The sequence below is a fragment of the Cellulomonas sp. P1_G12_2 genome (assembly GCF_056405535.1).
The window spans coordinates 179,798-206,187 of the sequence record NZ_JBFUBX010000002.1 but is presented as its reverse complement, the minus strand read 5'-3'; the positions used below and the strand labels follow the sequence as shown (position 1 = coordinate 206,187).

Annotated in this window: 23 protein-coding genes; 12 read left to right on the top strand and 11 right to left on the bottom strand. The window is 72.4% G+C overall.

Annotation, left to right across the window (positions count from 1 at the left end; translation table 11 throughout):
* The first annotated feature begins 138 nt into the window (after positions 1-138).
* Positions 139-1,053, top strand: coding sequence for an AEC family transporter (locus AC1DXT_RS08915; protein WP_477061004.1), 915 nt, complete (start codon positions 139-141; stop codon positions 1,051-1,053).
* Here AC1DXT_RS08915 and AC1DXT_RS08910 read toward each other — a convergent pair whose 3' ends face one another.
* The 6 genes from AC1DXT_RS08910 to AC1DXT_RS08885 all read right to left on the bottom strand — a co-directional run bounded on the left by AC1DXT_RS08910 (position 1,054) and on the right by AC1DXT_RS08885 (position 7,833).
* Positions 1,054-1,728 carry a class II aldolase/adducin family protein gene (locus AC1DXT_RS08910; RefSeq protein WP_477061003.1) on the bottom strand — a complete coding sequence of 225 codons (675 nt, stop codon included), beginning with the start codon at positions 1,726-1,728 and terminating at the stop codon, positions 1,054-1,056.
* A 166-nt stretch (positions 1,729-1,894) separates the two neighbouring features.
* Entirely contained in the window at positions 1,895-2,668 is a 774-nt protein-coding gene (locus AC1DXT_RS08905; RefSeq protein WP_477061002.1) for an SDR family oxidoreductase, read from the bottom strand.
* Between the two features lie 78 nt (positions 2,669-2,746).
* Complete coding sequence (locus AC1DXT_RS08900; RefSeq protein ID WP_477061001.1) at positions 2,747-4,198, bottom strand: rhamnulokinase; 1,452 nt, start codon at positions 4,196-4,198, stop codon at positions 2,747-2,749.
* Positions 4,199-4,292: 94 nt separating this feature from the next.
* Positions 4,293-6,320: a bifunctional aldolase/short-chain dehydrogenase gene (locus AC1DXT_RS08895; protein ID WP_477061000.1), complete on the bottom strand. Its 2,028-nt coding sequence runs from the start codon at positions 6,318-6,320 to the stop codon at positions 4,293-4,295.
* Positions 6,317-7,471, bottom strand: a complete 1,155-nt coding sequence (rhaI, locus tag AC1DXT_RS08890) for an L-rhamnose isomerase (RefSeq protein ID WP_477060999.1) — start codon at positions 7,469-7,471, stop codon at positions 6,317-6,319. Before rhaI ends, AC1DXT_RS08895 begins: the two co-directional genes overlap by 4 nt.
* Positions 7,468-7,833 (bottom strand): L-rhamnose mutarotase, encoded by a 366-nt coding sequence (locus AC1DXT_RS08885; RefSeq protein WP_477060998.1) that lies wholly within the window; start codon positions 7,831-7,833, stop codon positions 7,468-7,470. The genes rhaI and AC1DXT_RS08885 overlap by 4 nt, the downstream gene beginning before the upstream one ends.
* A 317-nt stretch (positions 7,834-8,150) precedes the next feature.
* Here AC1DXT_RS08885 and AC1DXT_RS08880 point away from each other — a divergent pair, with 317 nt between their 5' ends.
* The 4 genes from AC1DXT_RS08880 to AC1DXT_RS08865 all read left to right on the top strand — a co-directional run bounded on the left by AC1DXT_RS08880 (position 8,151) and on the right by AC1DXT_RS08865 (position 13,632).
* Entirely contained in the window at positions 8,151-9,197 is a 1,047-nt protein-coding gene (locus tag AC1DXT_RS08880; protein ID WP_477060997.1) for a LacI family DNA-binding transcriptional regulator, read from the top strand.
* Between the two features lie 297 nt (positions 9,198-9,494).
* Positions 9,495-10,616, top strand: coding sequence for a Gfo/Idh/MocA family protein (locus AC1DXT_RS08875; RefSeq protein WP_477060996.1), 1,122 nt, complete (start codon positions 9,495-9,497; stop codon positions 10,614-10,616).
* A gap of 197 nt (positions 10,617-10,813) precedes the next feature.
* Positions 10,814-11,668 carry a glycoside hydrolase family protein gene (locus tag AC1DXT_RS08870; protein WP_477060995.1) on the top strand — a complete coding sequence of 285 codons (855 nt, stop codon included), beginning with the start codon at positions 10,814-10,816 and terminating at the stop codon, positions 11,666-11,668.
* Positions 11,665-13,632, top strand: coding sequence for a beta-galactosidase (locus AC1DXT_RS08865; protein ID WP_477060994.1), 1,968 nt, complete (start codon positions 11,665-11,667; stop codon positions 13,630-13,632). The genes AC1DXT_RS08870 and AC1DXT_RS08865 overlap by 4 nt, the downstream gene beginning before the upstream one ends.
* Positions 13,633-13,715: 83 nt before the next feature.
* On the opposite strand, the gene AC1DXT_RS08860 is transcribed toward AC1DXT_RS08865, so the two are convergent.
* Complete coding sequence (locus AC1DXT_RS08860) at positions 13,716-14,813, bottom strand: DNA glycosylase AlkZ-like family protein (RefSeq protein ID WP_477060993.1); 1,098 nt, start codon at positions 14,811-14,813, stop codon at positions 13,716-13,718.
* A gap of 70 nt (positions 14,814-14,883) precedes the next feature.
* Between AC1DXT_RS08860 and AC1DXT_RS08855 the strand changes: the two genes are divergently transcribed.
* The 7 genes from AC1DXT_RS08855 to AC1DXT_RS08825 all read left to right on the top strand — a co-directional run bounded on the left by AC1DXT_RS08855 (position 14,884) and on the right by AC1DXT_RS08825 (position 22,685).
* On the top strand, positions 14,884-15,819 hold the full coding sequence (locus tag AC1DXT_RS08855) for an ABC transporter ATP-binding protein (protein ID WP_477060992.1): 936 nt from the start codon (positions 14,884-14,886) through the stop codon (positions 15,817-15,819).
* Positions 15,816-17,030: an ABC transporter permease gene (locus tag AC1DXT_RS08850; RefSeq protein ID WP_477060991.1), complete on the top strand. Its 1,215-nt coding sequence runs from the start codon at positions 15,816-15,818 to the stop codon at positions 17,028-17,030. The genes AC1DXT_RS08855 and AC1DXT_RS08850 overlap by 4 nt, the downstream gene beginning before the upstream one ends.
* Positions 17,031-17,109: 79 nt before the next feature.
* Positions 17,110-17,754, top strand: coding sequence for a GNAT family N-acetyltransferase (locus AC1DXT_RS08845; protein ID WP_477060990.1), 645 nt, complete (start codon positions 17,110-17,112; stop codon positions 17,752-17,754).
* A gap of 11 nt (positions 17,755-17,765) precedes the next feature.
* Positions 17,766-18,176, top strand: coding sequence for a DUF6157 family protein (locus AC1DXT_RS08840; RefSeq protein ID WP_477060989.1), 411 nt, complete (start codon positions 17,766-17,768; stop codon positions 18,174-18,176).
* A 122-nt stretch (positions 18,177-18,298) separates the two neighbouring features.
* On the top strand, positions 18,299-19,108 hold the full coding sequence (locus AC1DXT_RS08835; RefSeq protein ID WP_477060988.1) for a nucleotidyltransferase domain-containing protein: 810 nt from the start codon (positions 18,299-18,301) through the stop codon (positions 19,106-19,108).
* Between the two features lie 34 nt (positions 19,109-19,142).
* Positions 19,143-20,789, top strand: coding sequence for a bifunctional 3'-5' exonuclease/DNA polymerase (locus AC1DXT_RS08830; protein WP_477060987.1), 1,647 nt, complete (start codon positions 19,143-19,145; stop codon positions 20,787-20,789).
* A gap of 60 nt (positions 20,790-20,849) precedes the next feature.
* A complete protein-coding gene (locus AC1DXT_RS08825; protein WP_477060986.1) occupies positions 20,850-22,685 on the top strand; it encodes an HNH endonuclease signature motif containing protein in 1,836 nt (611 codons plus the stop codon).
* Here the strand turns inward: AC1DXT_RS08825 and AC1DXT_RS08820 are convergent.
* From AC1DXT_RS08820 to AC1DXT_RS08805, 4 genes are all read right to left on the bottom strand, one after another.
* Positions 22,682-23,194 (bottom strand): hypothetical protein, encoded by a 513-nt coding sequence (locus AC1DXT_RS08820; protein WP_477060985.1) that lies wholly within the window; start codon positions 23,192-23,194, stop codon positions 22,682-22,684. The genes AC1DXT_RS08825 and AC1DXT_RS08820 overlap by 4 nt on opposite strands.
* Positions 23,195-23,264: 70 nt before the next feature.
* Positions 23,265-23,996, bottom strand: coding sequence for a cupin domain-containing protein (locus AC1DXT_RS08815; RefSeq protein WP_477060984.1), 732 nt, complete (start codon positions 23,994-23,996; stop codon positions 23,265-23,267).
* Complete coding sequence (locus AC1DXT_RS08810) at positions 23,993-24,910, bottom strand: DUF6807 domain-containing protein (RefSeq protein ID WP_477060983.1); 918 nt, start codon at positions 24,908-24,910, stop codon at positions 23,993-23,995. Before AC1DXT_RS08810 ends, AC1DXT_RS08815 begins: the two co-directional genes overlap by 4 nt.
* Complete coding sequence (locus AC1DXT_RS08805; RefSeq protein ID WP_477060982.1) at positions 24,907-26,346, bottom strand: Gfo/Idh/MocA family protein; 1,440 nt, start codon at positions 26,344-26,346, stop codon at positions 24,907-24,909. The genes AC1DXT_RS08810 and AC1DXT_RS08805 overlap by 4 nt, the downstream gene beginning before the upstream one ends.
* Between the last annotated feature and the right edge of the window lie 44 nt (positions 26,347-26,390).

Below are 26,390 nucleotides of genomic sequence, written 5' to 3'. Positions count from 1 at the left end.
GTTGCCTTCCTCCATGTGCGGGACATGCGTCTCGGACCCGATCGTGCCACGTAGCCACCGCCAGGGCAAGCGCTTTCCGTGACCACAGCACCGTGCGAGGATCAGCCCCGTGATCCTCCGACGACGACCGGTGGCTTGATGGGCGCCGTCGTCACCGCACTCGGCACCATGGGCGCCGTCGTCGCGCTCGGCTGGCTGCTCGCCCGCCGTCGGGTGCTCGGCGACCGAGCGGCTCCCGTGCTCGCGCGGGTGGTGTTCACGGTGGCCACGCCCGCGCTGCTGATCACCACGGTCGCGCACGCCGACCTGCACCTGCTGCTCTCCCGCACGGCGGTCGTCACCTGGACGTCCACGTCGGTGGTCGCCCTGGTGGCGGTCGTGGTCCTGCGCCTCGCGTGGCGTCGGCCGGCCGCGGACGTCACGGTCGGCACGCTCGCGTCGTCGTACGTGAACGCCGGCAACGTGGGGCTGCCGCTGGCGGTCTACCTGCTCGACGACGCGGTCGCGGTGGTGCCGACGCTGCTGTTCCAGCTGCTCGTCCTGGCACCGGTGGCGTTCGCGGTGCTGGACCGGCGCGCGGGCCCCCTGCGTGGACGGACCCTGCTGCGCCGCACCCTGAGCAACCCGATCATCGTCGGCACCCTCGTCGGCCTGGTCCTGGCCGCGGCGCCGTGGGACCTGCCCGAGGTCGTCTACGAGCCGTTCCGGCTGGTCGGCGCCGCCGCGGCACCGCTCGCCCTGCTCACGTTCGGGATGTCGCTCGCCGTGCCGCGGACGGTGGACACCACCGCGCCGCGCCGGGACCTCGCGCTCGCCGTCGGCCTGCGCGCGCTGGCGCACCCGCTGCTGGCGTGGGGGCTCGGCACCGCGCTCGGCCTGCCCGCGCACGCGCTGCTCGCCGTCGTCGCGATGGCGTCTCTGCCGACCGCGCAGAACGTCCTCGTCTACGCGATGCAGTACCGGCACGGCGAGGCGCTCGCGCGCGACGCCGGGCTGATCACCACGATCCTGTGCGTGCCCGTGCTCCTGGTCGTCGCAGGCACGCTCGGCTGATCAGGGCAGGCGCGCGCCCTCGGGGATCTCGATCCGGTCGTAGGCCAGCACGTTCGGCACGCCACCGGACTGGCTCGCGTGGTGGAGCACCTCGGCGTTCTCCTCGACCGCGACGGCCACCTTGAACGCGAGCTTGAGCGAGACGCCCACCGCGAGCAGCCCGTGGTTGGCCCACACGACCGCGTTGACGTCGTCGCCCATCAGCTCGGCGCTGCGCCGGCCGAAGTCCGCGTTGGTGGAGAACTCGAACGGCATGACCGGGATGGTGCCCTTGGCGTACAGGACCATGTTGAGGAGCACCGGGTCGATCTGCCGGCCGAGGACGCCGAGCACGTTCACGAACGTCGACTCCGTGTGCACGATCGCGCGGGCGTCGGGGCGGCGGCGGTAGTGGGCCAGGTGGACGGGCAGCTCGGTCGACGGGAGCAGGTCGCCCTCGAGCACGGTGCCGTCCATCGCGACGACCACCATGTCGTCCGGCGACATCGCGTCGTAGCGCACGTCGGACGGGGTGATGACGATCGCTTCCGTGCCGTCGTCGGCGGTGAGCCGCACGCTGATGTTGCCCTGCGTGTTGAAGTTCAGTCCGCAGCGGACCGACTCGCGGCAGTAGTAGAGGATCTCCTCCCGCACCTGCACGCTCGCGAGCGAACGAACTGACGTGTCGATGCTCATGGCACCCTCTCCATCGATCGATTGAATCCTTTCATCAGGATTCCGCGCAGAGTCACCCGCAGCGAGGGACCTTGGTCCCCGGGTTCGCCCGGCAACCCGCAGCACGATGGCGATGTCGACGCGCGGGCTCGTCCGCAGCGGTCCCGCGCGCCGGCACTCCAACGGCTCACCAGGTGCTGTCGCCCCGGATCACCACGTCCGAGCCGCCGTCCACGAAGACGAGCTGCCCGCACAGGTGGGTGTTCTCCTCGCTGACCAGCCACGCGTGCAAGCGCGCCGGCACCTCGGGCTGCATGTACCCGTGCAGCGGCATCGGCACCACGTCGGCCATCGCCGCGCGCTGCTCCTCGGTCGCGATCATCTCGGCCGTCATCGGGGTCTCGACGATCCCGGGGCCGATCCCGTTCAGCGGGATGCCCGCACCGGCCCACTCGGCCGTCGCAGCGTGCCGACGCATCCAGCGGCACAGTGCCACCTTGGTCGACGCGTAGATGATCTGGCCGAGGTCGGCGTCGACGAGCTCCTGTGCGCGCTCCATCGCCTTGGTCTCGTCGCCCGCCAGAGCGGCCTCGACCAGGAGGTCGTCGTGCGGCATGAGGCTCGCCATGGAGCTGGTGAGGGAGGCGCGCGGCGCGTCGGAGCCGAGCAGCAGCGGTCGCAGCCCGTCGAGGGTGGCCACGGCGCCGAAGAAGTTGACGGCGACGGTCGCCGCGACGGGGAGCGCCAGGCCGGCGTTCGCGATGACGGCGTCCACGGTGCCGCCGCTGAGCTCCCGGACCTGCTCGACCATGGCCGCGCGGCCCGCGACGGTGGACAGGTCCGCGACGACCTCCGCGTCGTGGACGTCCACGCCGATGACTCGGTCACCGCGGTCACGCAGGATCTCTGCGGTCGCGAGCCCGATGCCCGATGCCGATCCGGTGATGACGACGGTGCGCATGATGACCACTCCTCGGGACTGGGCCCGACGCCTTCGAGGGGCCTCGTCTCCACGCTAGGAAGATGCGCTCGTGCGCGGCTACGGACCTTCGACCCTGCGCTCGGCGGCGGCCCACTGACGGTCGGTCGGACCCCCGGTGGCACCCGGCTCGTAGCGCCGCAGATCCAGCCCTCGGGCGCCCACCGCGCGCAGGTCCGCGAGGCTCCCGGACAGCACGCCGGCCGCCCGCGCCTGCACCAGGACGTTGCCCAGCGCGGCACCCTCGACCGGCCCGGCGACCACCGGCAGGCCGGTCGCGTCCGCGGTCAGCTGGCAGAGGAGCTCGTTGCGGACTCCCCCGCCGACCACGTGCACCACGTCGATCGAACGGCTCGCCAGGTCTGCCGCCTGCCGGACCGCCCGCCGGTAGGCGAGCGCGAGCGAGTCGAGGATGCAGCGGACCGTCTCGGCCTGCGACTGCGGGGGCGTCTGGCCCGTCCGGGCAGCCTCGGCCGCGATCCGGGTGGGCATGTCGCCCGGCGGCAGGAACGCGGGCCCGTCGATGTCGACCACCGTGGTCAGGGCCGGGACGCGGGCCGCGGCCGCGAGCAGGTCCGGCAGGTCGGCGGGCAGACCGGCCTCGTTCCAGGTGCGGATCGACTCCTGGAGCACCCAGAGGCCCATGACGTTGCGCAGGTACCGGACCGTGCCGTCGACGCCGGCCTCGTTGGTGAAGTTCGCGGCGCGGCTCTCCTCGGTGAGCACCGGGTGGTCCAGCTCCAGGCCGACCAGCGACCAGGTGCCGCAGGAGATGTACGCGAAGTCGGTGCCGGTGGCGGGGACGGCGACGACGGCCGACGCGGTGTCGTGCGAGCCGACCGTCCAGACCGGGACCTCCCCGAGGAGCGTCGTGTGGCCCAGCAGCTCGCCGGCGTCGCGCAGCGGCGGGAGCAGGTTCTCCGCGATGCCCAGGGCGGCCGCCACGTCGAGGGCCCACTCCCGGGTCGTCGCGTCGAGCAGCCCGGTCGTCGACGCGTTGGTCACCTCGGCCACCCGCACCCCGGTCAGCCAGTAGCCGAGCAGGTCGGGCACCAGCAGCATCCCGCGGGCCGACGCGAGCGCCGCCGTCCCCTGTGCGGCGACCAGCTGGAACACCGTGTTGAACGGCTGCACCTGCAGACCCGTGCGGGCGTAGAGCTCGGGTGCGGGGATCGTCGCGAAGACCTTGTCCGGCACCCCGTCGGTCCGCGCGTCCCGGTAGTGGAAGGGGGTGCCGAGCAGCTCTCCGTCACCGTCCAGCAACCCGTAGTCGACGGCCCACGAGTCGATGCCGACACCGTCCAGCGCGCCGACCTCCCGGGTGGCCGCGCGCAGCCCGTCGAGGATCCCTCGGTACAGCCCGATCACGTCCCAGTGCAGCGAGCCGCCCACCCGGACCGGCCCGTTGGGGAACCGGTTGACCTCGTGCAGCGCGACGCGGTCGTCGACCACCGACCCGACGATGACCCGCCCCGACGAGGCGCCGAGGTCGACGGCCGCGAACGCGCTCATCGGCGGGCCCCCGCGAGATCGAGGGTTCGCCGCGAGATCGTGGGTGCGAACCCGCGATCTGATGCCGAACCCCCGATCTCGAACGCCATCCGGCTCATCGCAGGAAGGCCGCTGCCACGCCGGAGTCGACCGGGACGTGCAGGCCCGTGGTCTGCACCAGGTCCGGGCCGGTCAGGGCGAACACCGCCGCGGCCACGTGCTCCGGCAGGACCTCGCGCTTGAGCAGGGTGCGCTGGGCGTAGTAGGCGCCGAGCTCGGACTCGGGCACCCCGTAGGTGGCCGCGCGCTGGGCGCCCCAGCCGCCGGCGAAGATCCCCGAGCCGCGCACGACGCCGTCGGGGTTGACCCCGTTGACCCGGATCCCGTGCCCGCCCAGCTCGGCGGCGAGCAGCCGGACCTGGTGGGCCTGGTCGGCCTTGGTCGCCGAGTACGCGATGTTGTTCGGCCCGGCGAACAGGGAGTTCTTCGAGGCGATGTAGACGATGTCCCCACCCATGTCCTGGGCGATCATCGCCCGCGCCGCCTCCCGGGAGACCAGGAACGAGCCGCGGGCCATCACGTCGTGCTGCAGGTCCCAGTCCTTGGCGGTGGTCTCCAGCAGCGGCTTGGAGATCGACAGCCCGGCGTTGTTCACCACCAGGTCGATCCCCCCGAACGCCAGCGAGGTCTCCGCGATCAGCCGGGCGATGTCCTCCTCGGAGGTCACGTCGGCCTTGACCGCAATCGCGACGTCGGGACCGCCGAGGCTGTCCGCAACCTCCTGGGCGCCCTCCAGGTTGAGGTCCGCGATCACCACGCACGCACCCTCGGCGGCCAGGCGCTCGGCGATCGCCCGGCCGATGCCCGACCCGGCCCCGGTGACCAGCGCGACCCGGGTGGCCAGCGGCTTGGGCTTCGGCATGCGCGCGAGCTTGGCCTCCTCCAGCGCCCAGTACTCGATCCGGAACTTCTCCGCCTCGTCTATCGGCACATAGGTGGAGATCGCCTCGGCGCCGCGCATCACGTTGATCGCGTTGACGTAGAACTCCCCGGCCACCCGGGCGGTCTGCTTGTCCTTGCCGAACGAGAACATCCCCACCCCCGGCACCAGCACGATCGCCGGGTCGGCGCCGCGGATCGCCGGGCTGTCCGGGGTGGCGTGCCGGTCGTAGTAGGCCTGGTAGTCCGCGCGGTAGGTGGCGTGCAGCTCCTTGAGCCTTCCGACGACCTCCTCGACCGGCGCGCCGGCGGGCAGGTCCAGCACCAGCGGCTTGACCTTCGTGCGCAAGAAGTGGTCCGGGCAGGACGTGCCGAGCTCGGCCAGACGGGCCAGCTCCGCGCGGGACACGAAGTCCAGCACCACCGACGAGTCCGTGTAGTGGCCGACCTGCGGCTTGTCCGTCGAGGCCAGCCCCCGGATCACCGGCGCCAGCGCGGCCGCACGGGCGCGACGCTCCTCGTCGGGAAGCGGCGCCTGCACCACGTCACCGAACGGGTGCGGACCCGTCGTCGAGGCGATGAACTCCTCCGCGGTCCGCACGATGTGCAACGACCGCGCCTCGGCCTCGTCGGACGTGTCGCCCCACGCGGTGATCCCGTGGCCGCCCAGGATGCACCCGATGGCCTGCGGGTTCGCGGCCTTGATCGCCGCGATGTCCAACCCCAGCTGGAACCCCGGCCGACGCCACCGCACCCACACCACCGCGTCCCCGAACACCTGCCGGGTCAACGCCTCCCCGTCGGCCGCCGTCGCGAACGCGATGCCCGAGTCCGGGTGCAGGTGGTCCACGTGCGCGGCGCCGACCAGCGCGTGCATCGCCGTGTCGATCGACGGCGCCGCACCCCCCTTGCCGTGCAGGCAGTAGTCGAACGCGGCGACCATCTCGTCCTCGCGCTCCACCCCCGGGTACACGTCGACCAGAGCGCGCAGCCGATCCAGGCGCAGCACGGCCAGGTTCTTCTCCGTCAACGTGCCCAGGTCACCCCCCGAGCCCTTGACCCAGAGCAACTCGACGTCGTCACCGGTGACCGGGTCCGTCGCGGTGCCCTTCGCGGACGTGTTGCCGCCGGCGTAGTTGGTGGTGCGTGGGTCCGCCCCGAGTCTGTTGGACCGTGCGACCAGCTCCTGTGCCACCGTGCTCATGCGCCCCACCCCGCCTGTGTGCCGCCGACGCGCTCGGCGATGATCGTCTCCGCGTAGCCCGATGCCTTGTACGCCCGGATCGGGTCGGGGTCGAGCCCCTGCGACTCCCGCAGCTCGGCCAGCAGCGGCCGCACGTCGGTGTTGTACGCGTCCATCACCAGCGCGTTCGCACCGAGCACGTCACCGGCAAGCTGAGCCTCGAGCAGCGCCTCGGCGTCGACCAGCAGCGCCTTCGCGGTGGCCTCCTGCACGTTCATGACCGAGCGGATCTGCCCCGGGATCTTCGGCTCGATGTTGTGGCACTGGTCGAGCATGAAGTTGACCCCCGAGTCCGGCGCGAGCGCCCCGGACTGCACGATCTCGTGCATGATCCGGAACAGCTGGAACGGGTCCGCGGAGCCGACCATGAGGTCGTCGTCGGCGTAGAACCGGGAGTTGAAGTCGAACGCGCCGAGCCGCCCGGCGCGCAGCAGCTGCGCGACGATGAACTCGATGTTGGTGCCCGGCGCGTGGTGCCCGGTGTCCAGCACGACGAACGCGCGGTCGCCCAGAGCCAGGCAGTGCAGCAGGGACGTGCCCCAGTCGGGGATGTCCATCGCGTAGAAGGCGGGCTCGAAGAACTTGTACTCGAGGATCAGCCGGTGGTTCGGGTCCAGGGCCGCGTAGATCTCGGCCAGCGAGTCGGCGAGCCGGTCCTGGCGGGCGCGCAGCGAGTCCTGGCCGGGGTAGTTCAGGCCGTCCGGCAGCCAGATCTTCAGGTCGGTGGAGCCCGTGGCGCGCATGACGTCGACGCACTGCAGGTGGTGCGCGACGGCCTTCTTGCGCACGTCCGCCGACGGGTGCGTCAGCGAGCCCAGCATGTAGTCGTCGTCCTGGAACAGGTTCGAGTTGATCGCCCCGATGGACACCCCGAGCCCAGCGGCGTGCGCGGCCAGGTCGTCGTAGTCGTCCACCAGGTCCCACGGGATGTGCAGGCTGACCCGCGGCGCCACTCCCGTGTACTTGTGCACCTGGGCGGCGTCGGCGATCTTCTCGTAGGGGTCGCGCGGCACCCCCTGCTGCGCGAACACCTTGAACCGGGTGCCCGAGTTCCCGAACGCCCAGGAGGGAAGCTCGATCGTCTGCTGGGCCAGGGCATCGGTGATGGTCATGCGGGGAGCTCCTGTGGGTGGGTGGGGAGGCCGGCTGCGTGCAGCTGGTCCTCCAGGTGGAACACCTCGTCGAGGACGTGGAAGCCCTCGTCGGGACTGCCGTCGGCGACGAAGAACTCGCTCATCTCGGCCTGCCAGCGCGGGTTGACCGCCGTGCGGGTCATGGCGTCCTGGGCGGCGGCGTAGTCGTCGGTCTCGAGGTAGCCGACGAGCAGCCCGTCCGGGGCGAGGAACAACGAGTAGTCGCGCCAGCCGGTGTCGCGCAGTGCCTCGAGCATCTCGGGCCAGACGGCGGCGTGCCGGGACCGGTACTCGTCCAGCCGGTCCGGCCGGACGCGGGAGATGAAGCACACGCGGGACATACGGCTGCCTTCCTCGAATCGCCTTTGAAACGATTCACGCACTCTATGTAAGCGTTTACCAGTGTGTCAAGAGTCGGGGCGCGGGCGCACCCCGGTATGCCGGCGTCGCCGAGCTTGCGACCCGCCCGAGGGCGCGATTCCCGCACGGCCTCTCCCTTGAGGTCGGTGAATCGATTCAGTACGCTGCACCGTACGCGCGCGGCTCCCGGCACACAAGAGTCGTGACGTCATCGTGATGCAGCGAGGCACCACGATGGCCTCCACGGAGGGAACTAGCATCGGGCCGCACGCTCGGTGCTCGAGGGAGAGGACGGTCGATGTCGACGACGACACGAGGACGCGCAGACCGCCGACCCTCCATCACGGACGTCGCCAAGCGCGCGGGCGTCTCGGTCGGCACCGTCTCGAACGTGCTCAACCGCCCGGACCAGGTCAGCGACGCCACGCGCGACCGCGTCCTGGTGGCCATCGAGGAGCTGCAGTTCGTCCGCAACGCCTCGGCCCGACAGCTGCGCGCGGGGACCATCCAGACGGTCGGCGCCATCGTGCTCGACATCGCGAACCCGTTCTTCACCGAGGTCGCCCGAGGCGTCGAGGACCGGCTGGCCGCGGACGAGTACACCCTCATGCTCTCGTCCTCCGACGAGGACCCCGAGCGCGAGGCCCGGTACCTGCGGCTGTTCGAGGAGCACGGCGTGCAGGGCGTCATGGTCACCCCGTCGGCCGGCTCGCTGGACACCCTGCTGGCCCTGCGCGACCGCGGGATCGACGTGGTCCTGCTCGACACCACCTCCCCGGTCGACGACATCTCGTCCGTGGCGGTCGACGACGTCCGCGGCGGCGCGCTGGCTATCGAGCACCTGGTCAGCCTCGGGCACACCCGCATCGCGTTCATCAACGGGCCGCTCACCATCAAGCAGTGCCACGACCGCCGGGACGGGGTGCTCTCCGCGCTGGCCGGGGCGGGCCTGGACCCGGATGCCGCGCTCGTCGAGATCACGATCGGCTCCCTCAACGCCGACGGTGGCGAGGCCGGCATCAACCAGCTGTTCGCGCTCCCCGGCGACCGCCCCACAGCCCTGTTCTGCGTCAACGACCTCACCGCCCTGGGCGCCCTGCGCGCGCTGCGGGCCCACGGCGTGGCCATCCCCGCCGAGATGGCGGTGGTCGGGTACGACGACGTCGTGTTCGCCTCGATGCTCACGGTGCCGCTGACGTCCGTGCGCCAGCCGACCCACCAGCTGGGCTGGACCGCCGCGGACCTGCTCCTGCGGCAGCGTTCGGAGGGCGCGTCGTTCCAGCACCAGCGCGTGCAGTTCCAGCCGGAGCTGGTGGTCCGCGGCTCGTCGGACCCGTCGGCCTGACGCTGCGCCCGTCCGCGCCGCCCGGGCCTCGTCGCTCGGCTCGTCGGGCGGCTCGTCGCACGGCTCGTCGCACGGGTCGTCGCACGGCTCGTCGCGCGGCTCGTCGCGCGGGTCGTCGCACGGCTCGTCGCGCGGCCGCGAGATCGTGGCTTCGGCACGAGACCGTGGGTTCAGACGCACGATCTCGTGCCGAACCCACGACCACGTCATGACGACGCATGGCAGCCGGTGGACGAATCGGCAGGCAAGCGCTTACCGTGACCGAGGACGGTTGACGCAGGACGCAAGGGAGCGGACGTGACGGAGTTGTCGCAGGGCCTGCTGAAGGCCGCCATCGTCGGGACCGGGGCGATCGCGCACGCACACGCCTCGGTCCTCTCCGCGGACCCCCTGGTCGCGGTCGTCGCGGTCGCGGACCCCAGCCCCGCCGTCCGTGACGCGTTCGCCGACCAGTACGGCGTCGCGGGCCGGTACGACAGCCTGGACGACCTGCTCTCCGCCGAGGCAGTCGACGTCGTGCACCTGTGCACCCCGCCCGGCCTGCACAAGGACCAGGCGATCGCCGCCCTACGCTCCGGCGCGCACGTGGTCTGCGAGAAGCCGCCGGTCCTGTCGCTGGCGGACCTGGACGCGGTGCTCAAGGTCGCTCACGAGGTCGGTCGCGAGTACGCCGTCGTGTTCCAGCAGCGCACCGGCACGGCCGTCGGCCACGTCCAGAGGCTGCTCGCCGACGGCACGCTCGGGCGACCGCTCGTCGGCGTCTGCCACACGCTCTGGTACCGCAAGCAGGAGGACTACTACGCGGTGCCGTGGCGCGGGAAGTGGGCGACGGAGGGCGGCGGCCCGCTGCTCGGGCTGGGCATCCACCAGCTCGACCTGCTCGGGTTCCTGCTGGGCGAGTGGGCCGAGGTCGACGCGCGCGCGTTCCGCCTGGACCGCGACGTGGAGACCGAGGACACGTCCACGGCCGTGATCCGGTTCGCCAACGGCGCGATCGTGTCCGTGCTGACCACCGCCCTCGCCCCGCGCCAGACCAGCTACGTGCGGGTGGACACGACGCTCGGCACGGTCGAGGTCGAGCACCTCTACGGGCACGACGCCCGCGCGTGGCGGCTCACCCCGGCACCCGAGCGGACCGGCGGCGAGCCGGCGGAGGCGCCGGCGTCGTGGACCCTGCCGACCGAGGACGAGCCCTCCGGGCACACCCCGCTGCTGCGCGCGGTCTACGCGGCGCTGCGCGCGGGCGAGCCGCTGCCGCCGGTCGCCGCGGAACCCCACCGGTCGCTCGAGCTGGTCACCGCGATCTACGCGTCGGCGTCCCTGGGCCGCCCGGTCACCAAGGCCGACCTGGCCCCCGGCAGCACCCTGCGCGAGGGCTTCCTGCACGGCATCGAAGACCTCCGCCCGATCCCGGCATGACCCACACCCCCGCAACCAGCCCTCGCACTGCAACGTCCGCACTCGAGGGGCCTCCAGCGCGCACGAGTGCGGACGCATCGAGTTCTCCTGCTGCAACGTCTGCGCTCGAGGGGGCTCCTGCACGCACGAGTGCGGACGTCCGGGTTGCGCCCGACCCCCTGTTCACCGACCCGCGGGGCGCGCCCACCGATCCCACCGTGGTCGAGGGCCCGGACGGGACCTGGTGGCTGTTCGCGACGCAGCGGCGGGTCGACGACGACGGCCCCGGCGTCACCTGGGTGCACGGGACGGACATCGCGGTCGCGACGAGTGACGACGGCGGGCTGACCTGGACGCACCGCGGGGTCGTCGACGGCCTGGACCCCGGTGAGGGCCGGAACACCCTCTGGGCGCCTGAGGTCGTGTTCGCCGAGGGCCGGTTCCACATGTTCGTCAGCTACATCACCGGCGTGCCGGACCGCTGGCCGGGGCACGAGCGGCACATCCTGCACCACGTGTCCGACGACCTGGTGACCTGGGAGTACCGCGGGGTCGTGCCGCTGAGCTCGGACTATGTCATCGACGCCTGCGTCGCACCGACCGGGACCGGCTACCGCATGTGGTTCAAGGACGAGGCGGCAGGCTCGACGACCTGGTGCGCAGATTCCGAAGACCTGGAGACCTGGGGTCCGTCGCGGCCGGTCATCGAGGGCCGACCGCACGAGGGACCGAACGTGTTCACGCTCGGCGGGTGGCACTGGCTGATCGTCGACGAGTGGCGCGGTCAGGCCGTCTATCGGTCCGACGACCTGTCGCGGTGGACCCCCGACGGGCACATCCTGGTCGACCCGCGCGGTCACCATGCCGACGTCGTCGCCACCGACGACGAGGCCTGGATCTTCTACTTCACGCACGACGTGTCGCCGTTCGAGGCGACCGGCGCGGGCGAGGACCCGGCGACGAGAAGGGCGGTCGTGCGCGTGGCCACGGCCCGCGTCGTCGACGGTCACCTCGTGTGCGAACCCGACGAACCAGTTGTCCTAGACCTACGACGAGCGACGAGGACCCGATGATCCAGTACGGCGGCGACTACAACCCCGAGCAGTGGCCCCTGGCCACCCGCATCGAGGACGTGGAGCTCATGCAGCAGGCCGGCGTCACGCTGGTCAGCGTCGGCATCTTCAGCTGGGCCCAGCTGGAGCCGCGCGAGGGCGAGCTCGACTTCGGCTGGCTGGACGACATCCTCGACCGGCTCCACCACGCCGGCATCAAGGTCGCGCTGGCCACGGCGACGGCGAGCCCTCCCCCGTGGCTCACCCGCAAGCACCCCGAGTTCCTGCCCGTGCTCGCGGACGGCACGGTGCTGTACCCGGGCGGCCGGCAGGCGTACCGGGTGTCGTCGACGGCGTACCGCGAGTACGTGCTGCGCATGACTCGGACGATGGCCGAGCGCTACGGCAGCCACCCGGCGCTGGCCCTGTGGCACGTGGACAACGAGCTGGGCTGCCACGTCCCGCACGACTACTCCGACGACGCCGCGGACGCGTTCCGGCGCTGGCTGGACGCGAGGTACGGGACCGTCGAGGCGCTGAACGCCGCCTGGGGCACGGCCTTCTGGTCGCAGCGGTACGACTCCTTCGACGAGGTGCTTCCCCCGCGGAGCGCCCCGACGTACCCGAACCCGACGCAGCAGCTGGACTTCGCCCGGTTCAGCTCCGACGAGCTGCTGGTGCACTACCGCGCAATTCGGGACGTGCTGCGAGAGGTCACCCCGGACGTCCCCACGACCACCAACCTCATGCTCTCCACCGGCACCAAGTGGATGGACTACTTCTCCTGGGCGGACGACCTCGACGTCATCGCCAACGACCACTACACCCGCGCGCACGACCCGGAGGCGCACGTCGAGCTGGCGTTCAGCGCCGACCTCACGCGCGGGGTTGCCGGCGGTGACCCGTGGATGCTCATGGAGCACTCGACGAGCGCGGTGAACTGGCAGCCGCGCAACCGCACCAAGCGACCGGGCGAGATGATCCGGCACTCGCTGGCGCACGTCGCTCGTGGCGCCGACGCGGTGATGTTCTTCCAGTGGCGCCAGTCCGCCGCGGGTGCGGAGAAGTTCCACTCGGCGATGCTCCCGCACGCGGGGACCGACACCGACGTGTGGCGGAACACGGTGGCGCTGGGCGATGCGCTGAGGGCACTGAGCGAGGTCGAGGGCTCACGGGTGCGCGCGCGGGCCGCGATCGTCTTCGACTACCCCGCCTGGTGGGGCACAGAGCTGGACAGCCACCCGTCCACCGCGGTGACGTACCCGGACCGCGTGCTCGCGCACTACCGCGCGCTGTGGCAGCGGAACATCACGGTGGACATCGTGCGGCCGTCGGCGGACCTGTCGGGGTACGCGCTCGTCATCGTCCCGACGCTCTACCTGGTCACCGACGCCGACGCCGCGAACATCGCGCGGGCCGCGGCCGACGGTGCGTCCGTGCTGGTCACGTACTTCTCGGGGATCGCCGACGAGAACGACCACATCCGCCCGGGCGGCTACCCCGGTGCGTTCCGGGAGCTGCTGGGTGTCCGGAGCGAGGAGATCTGGGCCCTGCAGGAGGGCGAGACCCTCACGCTCGACGACGGCACGCGCGCCGACGTGTGGTCCGAGCAGACGCACCTGTCGCCGGGGACGGAAGCCGTCCGGACGTTCGCCGACGGCGACCTGGCAGGCTGGCCCGCCCTGACGCGCCGGCCGGCCGGCTCCGGGGCGGCGTGGTACCTGGCGACGCGGCTCGACGCCGACGGCCTCCAGACGGTCACGGACGCGCTGATCGTCGAGGCCGGTCTGTCCCCCGAGCTCGACGGTGTCGAGGCGGTCCGCCGGGTCGCCGACGACGGTCGCTCGTGGCTGTTCGTCCTCAACCACTCGGCCGACGAGGTCACGGTCCCGGCGTCGGGCCACGAGCTGCTGCGCGACGAGGCGGTGGCGGGCGGGACGCTCGTCGTCGCGCCGGGCGGGGTCGCCGTGGTGCGCGAGGGCTGAGGACGGCAGCTCCCCGCGAGAACGGCACGAGCACGCGGCGTTCTCGCGGGGACATGACGTTCTCGCCGCGGCGAAGGAGGCTTCTAGGACCGGACCAGGTCCAGCTCAAGCCAGCGCGCCAGGTCCTCGATCTCCGCATCGACCGCGGCGCGCGCGTCGGGGGCCCACGGCGCGTCCTCGTGCACGGCGTGCACCCGCAGCACGCCGGCCTTCACGTCGGCGGTGGCGTCGAGCTTGCCCACCAGGCGGTCGTCGACCAGGACCGGGAGCGCGAAGTAGCCCCAGCGCCGCGCGGCGACCGGCTTGTACATCTCGAGGATGTAGTCGAACTCGAAGACGTCGGTCATGCGCTTGCGGTCGTACAGGAGCAGGTCGAGGGGCGAGAGCAGCGCCGCACGCCCCTCGAACGGCAGGTCCAGCTGCGCGGGGTCGACGCGCCACTCTCCGCGGACCCCCTCGATGACCGCGGGCTCCCCCACGTCCCGGACGTCGAGCGGCTCGACGGGCTGCTCGGGACCCTTCGGTCTCGCGATGCCGAGCGCCGCGAGCCTGCGCTCGTCGCGGATCCGGTACGCCTCCTCCAGCGGCACCGGCGGGTCCGGCGGGTAGACGCGCTCGGCCAGGTCCCAGAGCCGGTCGCGGCCGGTGCCGCCGGCGGCTGCCACGTCGCCCATCTGCACCATGAGGCCGAGCAGCATGGTGACGTTGCGGTTGTTGTTCCAGCCGGAGGATCGCCACGGCCGCACGCACGTGTCGGGGAGCTCGCTGATCGGCAGCGGGCCGTCGGCGCGCAGCAGCTCCAGGATGTCCTGCCGGCAGGCCTCGTTGTCCGCCACCCACTGCCGGTTGCCCCGCTGCCAGTCCTTCACACGGGTGCCGGTCCCCGGCCAGACGGCCATCTCCGCGCGGTACAGCGCGAGGTCCTCGGCCACCCGCAGCATGCCGCGGAACTCGATGATCGTCTGCTCGTCGAGGGCGTCCGCCAGCTCCTGCGGGTCGTAGGACGAGCCGAGCCGGCTCCAGAGCACCAGGTCGGCGCTCGGGGCGACCGCGCTGGTCGGGTTCAGCTGCAGGAACGACAGGGCGCGCACGGTCTCGTGCACGTCCGTCGGCCGGTCCGCGCTCAGGAGCTGGGCGCGCACGGCGATCCGGCGGGCATCGGCACGGGAGAGGTGGTGCACCTTCCGCAGACTAGGACCGGCCACCGACAGGGTGTCGCGTGCCGTCGGTGGTCTCTGTTTGGATCGACTCATGTCCGCACTGGTGATGGAGTCCCTGAACAAGTCCTACGGCGACCTCCGCGCACTGCGCGACCTGTCCATGGAGGTGCGCGCCGGCGAGATCGTCGGGTTCGTCGGCTCCAACGGCGCCGGCAAGTCGACGGCGATGCGGATCGTGCTCGGCGTGCTGGCGGCGGACTCCGGCGAGGTGCGCTGGGACGGCAAGCCGGTCGACCTGGCCGTGCGGCGGCGCATCGGGTACATGCCCGAGGAGCGCGGTCTCTACCCGCGCATGAAGGTGAGCGACCAGCTGGTCTACCTCGCGCGGCTGCACGGGCTGTCGACGGCGTCGGCCAAGGCCGCGATGGAGCAGTGGACCGAGGTGCTCGGCATCGCGGAGCGCCGCGGGGACGAGATCCTCAAGCTCTCCCTGGGCAACCAGCAGCGCGTGCAGCTGGCCGCCGCGCTGGTGCACTCCCCCGACATCCTGGTGCTCGACGAGCCGTTCTCCGGCCTCGACCCCGTGGCGGTCGACGTGATGAGCGGGGTGCTGCGGGACCAGGCCGCGGCCGGCGTCCCGGTGCTGTTCTCGTCGCACCAGCTCGAGCTGGTCGAGTCGCTGTGCGACCGCGTCGGGATCATCAAGACCGGGACGCTGGTGGCCTTCGGCGGGATCGAGGAGCTGCGCCGGACCGACGACCGGCGATGGGTGGTGGACGGGCCACCGGCGGGGTCCTGGATCTCCGCGGTGCCGTCGGCGCGTCTGGTGTCGACGGACGCGACGCGGTCGGTGGTCGAGGTGCGGGGACAGGCCGACGACGGCGCCGACCAGCAGATCCTGCGCGCCGCCCTCGCAGCCGGGTCGGTGCACGAGTTCAGCCTGCTGCGGCCGTCCCTGACCGAGCTGTACCGGCACGTGGTGAGCACCGACTCCGCCACGGTCGAGCGCGAGACGGTGTCCGCATGAGCGCCCGTCCGACCCTGGTCGAGATCTCCGACGGCGCCGCCGTCCGGCTGGTCGCCGGGCGGGAGATCAGCACGCGGTTCCGCTCCAAGGCGTTCATCTGGACCACCGTCGCGCTCGTCGCGGCGGTGGTGCTCGGTGGCGTCCTGCTCAACCTCGTCAGCTCGCAGTCCGACCCCACCCAGCACGTCGGTGTGGTGCCCGAGGCGTCGGCGGCCTCGGAGCAGCTGGTGGCCACCGGCACGGTGACCGGGACGACGATCGAGACGCAGGAGGTGGCGTCCGCCGACGAAGGCGAGGAGCTGCTCAAGGACGGCACGATCGATGCCCTCGTGACCTCCACCGACCCCTTGTCCGTGGTGGTGCACACGAAGCTGCCCGACATGCTCGTGCCCGTCTTCGCGTCGCTGGCGCAGCAGGAGGCGCTGTCGGCGGCGGTCACCGACCTCGGCGGGGACCCGGGCGAGGTCGGTCGCGAGATCGCCCAGGCCGCGCCGGACGTCACCGCGCTGGAGCCCGAGCCCGAGCAGGACGGCGCACAGATCGTCGCCGGCTTCGTCGCCGGGATCCTGCTGTTCATCTCGCTCATGACCGCCGGGCAGCTGGTGGCGCAGGGGGTCGTCGAGGAGAAGGCCTCGCGCGTCGTGGAGCTGCTGCTGGCGACCGTGCGGCCGTGGCAGCTGATGGCCGGCAAGGTGCTGGGCATCGGGGTCATCGGGATCATCCAGGTGGTGCTCGTCGTCGGCGCGGGGTCCGGGACCGCGGTGGCCCTCGGCCTCGTCGACACCAGCTCGATCGACCTGGGCGCGACCGCGCTGTGGGTGGTGATCTGGTTCGTCATCGGCTTCACCATGTACGCGCTCGCGCTCGGTGCGCTGGCGGCGCTGGTGTCGCGGCAGGAGGACGTCGGCTCGGTGACCGCGCCGGTGCTGACCCTGATGATGATCCCGTACCTCATCGGCGTGAGCATCGCGCCCTGGGACCCGACGAACCCGCTGGTCATCTGGCTGTCGTACGTCCCGTTCTGCGCGCCCCTGCTCATGCCGATGCGGATCGCGCTGGGCGAGGTCGAGGTGTGGGAGGTCGCGCTGGCCCTCGGGCTGTCGCTCGCCGTGATCCCCGTGCTCGTCTGGCTGGCCGGACGGATCTACTCGCGTGCGGTGCTGCGCAGCGGCGGGCGGATCAAGCTCAAGGACGCACTGACAGGGTCGTAAGCGTTTGCGCAGGTCACGCCATTTGTCCATCACCCGTTGGGGTTGCATCTGGACGCATGTCCCGTAGAGGATGCGCGACATGTCCGGATCCCCGCCTGATGTCGTCGAGCCGCTGCACCCGTCCGGCATCGCCGAGGCCGCGACCGTGCTGGCCGCGGCGCTGGCCGACGACCCCGGCTTCGTGCACCTGTTCCCCGTCCGCGCCCGCCGCGAGCGGGAGCTGCGGGCGCTGTACCGGATGACCCTGTCGGACTCCGTGCGGCACGGGCACGCGTTCGTGACCAGGCTGGACGGCGCGGTGACCGGCGCGATCGCGCTCTACCCGCCCGGCACCTACCCGATGACCCCCGCCCGCTGGTGGCGGCAGGCGCTCCGGATCGTGCGGATCGCCGTCAACACCCGCGAGCACAGCGTGGGGATCATCCGGTTCGGCGACGTCACGTCTGCCGGGGTGCCCTGCGACGCCTGGTACGTCGAGGCGCTCGGCGTCCGGCCCGACCTGCAGCGCGCCGGCCGCGGCAAGCGGCTGATGGCCACGGTCTTCGACCTGATCGACTCCGCGGCCGGCCCGTCCTACCTGGAGACCACCAAGCCCGACAACGTCGGCTACTACACCGCGCTGGGGTACTCGTCGGTGCGGGCGCGGGTGCCGCTCTCGTCGGCGTCACCGGAGGGGCCCTGGATCTTCCCCATGAGCCGGACCGCTGTCAGTCCCGCGGTCTAGCGTCTGCCCGCATGGAGAGCGTCGACTACACGTCCACCTTCCTCACGGTCGCGCCGGACACCTCTGCCGTCGCCGGCGTCGAGCCCGTGGGCTCCACCATCGCCGCGTCGACCTTCTCGCTCATCGCGTCCGCGCCGTACGCGCTGCGGTCGTCCGACGTGATCTTCCGGGTGTGGGCGGGGCGGCACGGCGTCTCGACTGACTCCCCTGACGAGTGGGCTTCCTTCTATGCGACGCCCCGCGCGTGCCTGCGGTCCAGTGACCTGGGGAAGCGGTACGGGTGGGGGATCCACGCCGATGCCGACGGGCGGTTGGCGGTGTACGCGGTGGGGTCGTCCGAGTACGGGGCGCTGGCCGCGGGGACGGCGCCGGACGGGTCGGCGGTCACCGTGCGCCCTGCGATGCGGAGCTCGCGGCGGTGAGACGGTCGTAGCGCGCGTCGCCGGATCAAGTCGCCACGCGTCGATGCCGAAGTTCCGGACGTGCTCAGGAACCGACGCAAAAGAGAGCGCGCCGACGCGTGACGACTCCCTACCCTCGCGCGATGCGCACGCTGCCCCCGTCCTTCGACGCCCCCACGGTCGACGCCATCGACGCTCTCCTCGACGAGGTCGTCCGCGTCGAGGGCGTGCGCGTGCTCGCGGCGGTCGAGAGCGGCAGCCGCGCGTGGGGCTTCCCCTCCCCCGACAGCGACTACGACTGCCGGTTCGTCTACGTCCGCAGCGCGGACGAGTACCTCAGCCCGTGGGCTCGGCGTGACGTGGTCGAGTGGGCGCCGGACGGGTTGCTCGACGTCAACGGGTGGGACCTGAAGAAGGCGGTCCAGCTGCTGCTCAAGGGCAACGCGGCGATCGTGGAGTGGCTCGGCTCACCGATGGTGTATCGGTCCGAGCCTCGGTTCGTCGGAGAGTTCCTCGCGCTTGCCGACGAGGTCGGCGACCGCGCGCTGGTCGGGCGCCACTACCTCAGCGTCGGACGGCAGCAGTGGGCGCGGTTCGTCGGCGACGGCGGGCGGATGCCGCTGAAGAAGCTGTTCTACGCGGTGCGGCCCGCACTGGCGGTGCGCTGGCTCGACGAGCGCCCGGGTGCGGCGTTCCCGCCGATGACTCTCGGCGCCCTGGCCGCGCAGACCGGTCTGACGTCGGAGCAGCACGACGCGATCGAGGAGCTCGTCGCGCTCAAGGCGGTCACCCGGGAGATGGGTGCCGGGACGGTGCCGACCGTGCTCGCGGAGCTGGTGCTCGCCGAGCTGCGCGACCGGGACTGGCTGGTCGAGCGACGCACGGACCTCGCCGCCACCCGGAAGGTCGCCGCGGAGTTCTTCCGCCACGCGGTGCGCACGTACTCGGCCTGACCAGCGGTGTCGGACGCGGCTGCGACCATGAGCCGTGTCCTTGCTGCTGCTCCTCGACGACCCGTCGCGCCCCGGCGTCGTCGAGCTGCAGTCGCTGACCGAGCAGGGCGAGCCGATCGGCTCCGTCCTCGTCGCCGCCGACGACCTCGCCTCGGTCGTCCGGGAGCGCGAGGCGGACCGGCCGCGGTGGGTCTGGGACGACACGTCGCGCCGCTATCCGCCGCTGCTGGACGCCGGCGTCCGCGTCGAGCGCTGCCACGACCTGCGGCTCTGCCACGCGATCCTGCGCCGGAGCGTGTACTCGCAGTCGTCCGCGCTGGCCGGCGCGCCGCCGGGCCCGTGGGACGGGCCGCGTGAACCGGCCCCGGTCGAAGGGAGCCTGTTCGACGACGTCGGACCGGCCGTCGCCCTCGATCCGCTCGACGAGCTCCGGCGCCAGCTCGCCGCCGTTGCGGGCGCCGACGAGCCCGGCCGCCTGCGCCTCCTGCTCGCCGCCGAGTCCACGGGTGCGCTCATCGCCGCCGAGATGCAGCACGACGGGATGCCGTGGAGCGTCGAGACGCACGACGCTCTCCTGACCGATCTCCTCGGACCGCGGCCTCGCAGCGGTCGGCCCGCCAAGCTCGAGGCCCTTGCCGACGAGGTCCGTGCCGCGCTCGGTCAGCCGTCGCTGAACCTCGACTCCCAGCCCGACCTCCTGCGCGGGCTGCGGGCGGCCGGCTGCGACGTCGAGTCCACGCGCACCTGGGAGATCAAGGCGCTCGAGCACCCGGTGCGCGACCCGCTGCTCGCCTACAAGAAGCTGTCGCGCCTGCTCAGCGCCAACGGGTGGGCGTGGATGGAGGCGTGGGTCCACGACGGCCGCTTCCGCCCCGACTACGTGCCCGGCGGAGTCGTGACCGGGCGCTGGGCGACCAGCGGGGGCGGCGCGCTGCAGCTGCCCGCGAGCATCCGCGCGGCCGTGCGGGCCGATCCCGGCTGGAAGCTGGTCGTCGCCGACGCCGCGCAGCTGGAACCCCGCGTGCTGGCCGCGATGTCCGGCGACAACGCCATGGCCGCGGCCGGCCGGAAGGCCGACCTGTACCAGGGCGTGGTCGACGCCGGCATCGTCGAGACCCGCTCCGAGGCCAAGTACGCGATGCTCGGCGCGATCTACGGCGCCACCACCGGTCCGTCCGCGGTCCTCATGCCGCGCCTCACCCGCGCGTACCCGCACGCGGTCGCCCTGGTGGAGTCCGGCGCCCGCGCCGGCGAGCGCGGCGACGTCGTCTCCACCTGGCTCGGCCGCACCTCCCCGCGTCCCGACGCCGCCTGGCAGGCGGAGCACGCCGCAGCCTCGGCCGAGGGCGCGGGGGCCGACGACGTCCGCGCCGCCCGCCGACGAGGCCGCGACTGGGGTCGGTTCACGCGCAACTTCATCGTGCAGGGGACCGCCGCGGAGTGGGCGCTGTGCTGGATGGCCTCGTTGCGCCGACGCCTGCTCGAGCTGGATGGGCGGCCGCACCTGGTGTTCTTCCTGCACGACGAGGTCATGGTGCACGCGCCAGAAGCCGTGGCGGACGAGGTGGCGCTGGCCATGCGGTCGTCCGCGGTCGAGGCGGGTCGGTTGCTGTTCGGTGCCACACCCGTGGACTTCGCGCTGAACGTGGCCGTGGTGGACAGCTACGACCAGGCGAAGTAGTTGTCCACATCCTGACTGCGGCCTCGTTGCTGGGTGTCCGTTTCGGGTAGAATCGTACACATGTTCGAAGCCGCTCCCGCCGACGAGGGTGGATGGCGGGCGCGCTCGGACGGCCGGGACACCGACGCGCGAGATGCTGCGCACGTCGTGGCCGAGCTGCTCGCGGTGGCGCGACGGCTGGCCCAGGTCGTGGCCAGCGACGGCGCCGGCGGGGCCGCGGCGCGGCGGGCCGTGCTGGCCGGGCTGCGACCGGTCGACGGGGTGCTCGCCTCGGTGCGGTCGGCGGTCCTGCTGGCCGAGCGGGAGTCGGCCTCGTGGCAGCGGCCCGGGGTGCCGTCGTTCGAGGCCGCGCACGGGTCCGCCAGCCGGGCCGGGTTGCCCGGTGCGCGAAGGGAGATCGCCCAGGCCGAGGTCCTCGCGGCCATGCCCGCGGTGGCCGACGCCGTGGGCGCCGGGGTGATGCCGGTGGGACACCTGGACGCGTTCGCCCGCATCACCGCTGGTGCCTCCGAGCAGGTCGGGGCCGCGCTCGCCAGCCCTGGTGTGCAGGACGCGATCGTGCGGCTGGGCACCACGCAGGACGCGCCGACGTTCTCCCGGTCCGTGCAGCGTATGGTCGCCGAGCTCGACCCCGCCGCCCGGGACAGGTCGCACGAGAACCAGCGCGCCCGCCGGTTCCTGCACCTGTCCGACCAGGCCGACGGCACCCACATCCGCGGTCTGCTCGACCGGGTCGCCGGACACCGACTCCGCCTCGCCCTGGAAGCCACCGGCGAACGTCCCGGCACCACCGCCCTCGAGATCGACAGCAGGGGCGACAGCGAGACCGACAGCAGTGGCGCTGATGACCACACACGCCGGCCCGTCGTCGGTGGAGCGGGTCACGCCGGCGCCACCGGGACGGTGGTGGAGGAGCGGACCGCCGAACAAGCCCGCGCGGACGCGCTGGACGTGATCGCCCGCCGCATCCTGGCCCTGCCCACCACCGCCTCCGGTGCCGCCGTGCCCCCGCAGATCAGCTTGCTTATCACCGAAGCCACCTTCGCTGCCCTGCGCACACACGCGCTCCGCCGCGCCACGACACCCCCGAGCGGACCAGCACCCGACGCCATCGCTGGCTCGGCCACCGCCGCCCCGGACACCGGCCCCGCCGCACGAACCGACGCCACCCCCAGCTCCACGGACCCGGCCTCAGCCTTGGCCGCGGCCCCCGCCGTCACCCTCGAGGACGGCACGCCCATCCCGACCAGCGAGGTCGCCAAGATCCTGTGCGACTGCGAGATCACCCGCATCGTCATGGACGCGGCCGACCAACCCGTCAACCTCGGCCGCACCGCGCGCCTCTACACCGGCGCCCACCGCCGCGCCATCATCGCCCGCGACCGACACTGCGCCTTCCCCGGCTGCGACCGGCACGCCCGGTGGGCCGAGATCCACCACATCGCCTGGTGGGACCGTGACAACGGAGACACCTCCATCAGCAACGGTGTCCTGCTCTGCTCCTTCCACCACCACCAGGTGCACCAACACCACCTGGCCATCCACCGCCACACAGTGGCCCCCCGGTCGAGAAGGCCCCAGGACCACCCCACGCTGGAACCGCCCGGCGCCCGCTACACCTTCCGCGACCCCACGGGACGCGTCGTCGCCAGCAACGAACGCCCCTCAGGGCCGACGCCAGCCCACCGCCTGGAACAGAGCGCCGTGCGGCCGACGACGAGCAGCCCCGAGGACGGCCGACGTGCGTCGCCGGGAGACAAGGCGGCCGCCGAGGAGTCACCCCCGAGCACTTCGGGAGCCCCACCGCTCAGGCAGGTGTCGTACGCGAGCGAGCGAGGAGCCGACCTCGATGGAGTCGCACGCAAGGGACGAACTCGTCCGAGCTCGCGCGACTAGTGCATGAACGCGTACTTGAGCACGATCACCAGCAGCCCGAACGCGGCCGCGATCGCGACCTCACCGATCAGGGCGCGCCCTCGGACCCCCGCGCGATGTGCCGCGAGCGCGGCGACGCCGGCGAGCATCGCGACGGTGAACCAGAGCGCGAGGAACGCCGCCCGGTAGACGTCCATGCCGACGAGCCTGCCGATCGCGAACACGACGAGCACCGGCAGGCTGCCCAGCAGAACCCCGGTGTTGTTGCGGAGCGCGTGCCTGAGCCGGTGGCCGGCGCTGTGGTCCTGGTCCTCGAAGCGTCCGCCGACCGCGTCCGCGTAGACGTGCGCGAGCCAGTAGGTGACGGACACCAGGGCGGTGGCGAGGATGACGATGTCCCCGGTCTCAGCGCCGGCGCTCGTGGCCGCGAGGACGACGCTCGACACGAGCGCGCCGTAGAGGATCTCCGCCGGACCCCTGTTCCGCAAGAAGCGGTCGACGCGGGTGAACCGCTGGTGCTCGACGTCCATGTGCCCTCCGCGATCTGCCGTGGGGCTCCTATCGTGGCGCACAACGAGCCGGACCGTCGGGCTGCGCGGCTCAGACGGGCGAAGGCCAGGTCTGCAGTCGACCGCACATGCCGTACCGCCGCGGCGCGGGAGCTGCATCGACAGCCGTGACTGATCCCCGAGAGAGGTGTTGCCCGACGCCTCTGATGAGCCCCTCGAGCGCCCCGGCCGTGGTCTCGGTCTCGGCGTAGACGGTCCGCGTCCACACGTCCTGCCAGCGCGGCACCAGGGTCCGGACGATCCGGGTCGACGCGTCGTGCAGGGGTTGGAGCGCCGCGGCCGCGCCGATCCGGTCGACGGCCTCGCCCATCTGGGCGTACCCCTCGAGCGCCAGGTCGCGCCGGCGACGGGCGGCCTCGGCGATCTCGTCCTCGGACGCCCCTGCGCCGGGCAGGGTGGCTGCCGCGCGGTAGGCGGCAGGGTCGGCCAGCACGGAGGCGGGGAACGTCAGGACGGCGTCCCCGGCCTCGGGCAGGCCGGCGTTCGACATGAGGACGAGGACCTCCAGGTCACCGTCGTTGACCGCGCGGTGCACGACTCCCGGCCCGAACGACACGATCGCGCCCGGCTGCAGCGGATGGACGGTGAACCCCGACGGGCCGAGGGTGTGCACGGAGCCGCTGCCGCCGAGGACGACGTACGCCTCCGAGGACACGACGTGCAGGTGCGGCGATCCGCTGCCGGCGAGGCCGACGCCGTCGGGCGCCGGCCAGTCGTACACGCGCAGGTTGCTGACCGAGACGCCCCCGGGAAGTCCGCTCATGCCGACAGGATCCCGCTGCCGAGCGACGCGAGCGAGGCGGCCGACGCAGGATCGGAGCTCCCATCGGCGATCACCACCGCGTACCGGAACCGGAGCGTGTCACCGGGCGCGAACGGGACCTCGGTGGAGAAGAAGGGTGCCGGGTTGAGGCACCCGAAGTGCTCGGTGCGCGCGAACCACTGCGGCGGGTGCGAGGGGTTGCCGGGACCGTCGACGATGACGACCGTCGACGCTCCCCCGGTCCCGTCGTGCAGGCCGACGAACCCCATCCACGGCCCGCGCGTCCCGCGGATCTCCTCGCCGCCGGAGAAGTCGGGGGCGAGCAGGGTGCCGCCGGTGAACGACCGGGGACCGCGCCAGAACAGCCCGCCGTAGCCGGCGTTCTCCCGCCCGCGGGTGGTGGGCGAGCCGATGGTCAGGTCGGCGGACGACACGTTGGTCATGGAGGTCTCGAAGGTGAGCACCCAGGCGTCGTCGCGACCCGCGGGGACGACGAACCCGAGCGACCGCGTCTCGTCGATCACGTGCGCGCCCGCCTGCGTGTGCCAGGCGAGCGTGTGCGTGAGGTCGACGCGATCGGGGGCCACCGACAGCGCGGTGAGGTCGACGTGGTCCATCGAGCCGTCGTTCTCGAGCTGCACGTACCCCTGCCCGTGCACGTAGGTGGGGCCGCCCCAGAAGTTGTGCTCGCCGACCACCGGCAGCGACCAGGCGATGCCCTTGTGCCAGACGTGGTCGTGCGGCCGGTACGCCGTGACGAGGTCGCCGCCGCGTGTCCGGACGGGGTGCAGGTAGGGGCGCGGGCTCTCGAGCTGCACGTCGGTGGGGACGTAGACGTACTGCGCGAGGGTGGTGTCGCCGGCGACGACGTCGACCGCTCGGCCGACGTCGTGGAGCGCGGAGAGGCCGGTCACAGGGCGAGGTCCGCGCCGAGGTCCAGATCCGCGATCGTGACCGGCAGCCCGGTGACGAGCGACTGGTTCGCGGCGATCCCGACCGCCACGGCGCGCAGCCCGTCGAGGTACCCCGCGGGACGGCCGAGCTCGTCGTCGGCGACGCGCAGGTGTCGTCGGAACACGTCCTTGAGCAGGATCGCGTCCCCGCCGCCGTGCCCGCCGATGCCGTCGGGGATCGCGGACTCGGTGGCCCGCTCCCAGTGCTTCTGCACGAGCAGCCGCTCCCCCTCGGGACGCAGCGAGTCGCCGACGGAGGTCGGCGTCGCGGACGGGTCGAGCACCGCCTTCCCGAACTCGTCGAGCTCGATGGCCCCTCGCTCGACCACCTCGAGCTCCGCGCGGCCGGCCGTCCCGTTGACCGTGACGCGGTAGCCCTCCCACGGGCTGTGCGCGTTGAGCGAGTAGGTGAGGGTCGCGCCACGGCGGTAGTCGACCAGCAGCGCCATGTTGTCCTCGATGGTGATGCCGGGGCCGAACACGTCCTGGTCACGCCGGTAGCCGTCGTACTGCTCGGCGTCCAGGTAGAGGGACTTCAGGCGGGGGTCGTCGTTGAGGTCGAGCGTGAACGGGTCGCCGACGACGCCGGTGCCGCGCGACGGCCGGGCACCGAGCCCGCGGTCGGCGGCGTTGCGGTCGCCGTAGAACTTGAGCCCGCCACGGGCGTAGACGCGGGCGGGCACGTCGCCGATCCACCAGTTGACCAGGTCGAAGTGGTGGCTGGACTTGTGCACCAGCAGGCCGCCGGAGTTCTTCTTCTCGCGGTGCCAGCGACGGAAGTAGTCGGCGCCGTGCACCGTGTCCAGAGCCCACTCGAAGTGGACCGACGTGACCTCGCCGATCTCGCCCGACGCGATCACCTGGCGCAGGGAGGAGTTCCGCGGGGCGTACCGGTAGTTGAAGGTCATGACGACGTCGCGGCCGGTCTCGCGCACCGCGCCCGTGATCCGTCGGCAGCCGGGCCGGTCGATGGTCAGGGGCTTCTCGACGACGACGTCGGCCCCCGCGGCCAGCGCCCGCGCGACGAGCTCGGCGTGCGCGTGGTCGGGCGCGGTCACGACGACGACGTCCACCGACTGCTCGGCGATCATCTTCTCGAGCCCGTCGGGCGCGTAGGTGGGCAGCGACGCGGGGTGGCCGAGCGCCTCGGACACGACGGACTCGTAGTGCGCCATCCGGCCCGGGTTGGTGTCGAGCAGGGCCACCAGGGTGGCGACGTCGGCGTGCTCGCCGGTGATCGCGCCGATGTACATGCCCGCGCGGTGGCCGGTGCCGGCGACGGCGTACCGCAGCTGCTTGCCCTCGGGGGCGGCGGCGAACTCGGGGATGACGCCGGGGCCGGCGGCGGTGCTGCTGCTCGACGCGGGGCGGGGTGCGGTCGGGTTCTGGTCGGTCACGGGTGTCCTCGGTGTCGTCGTCGCCTCGTTGCGGCGGACCAGTG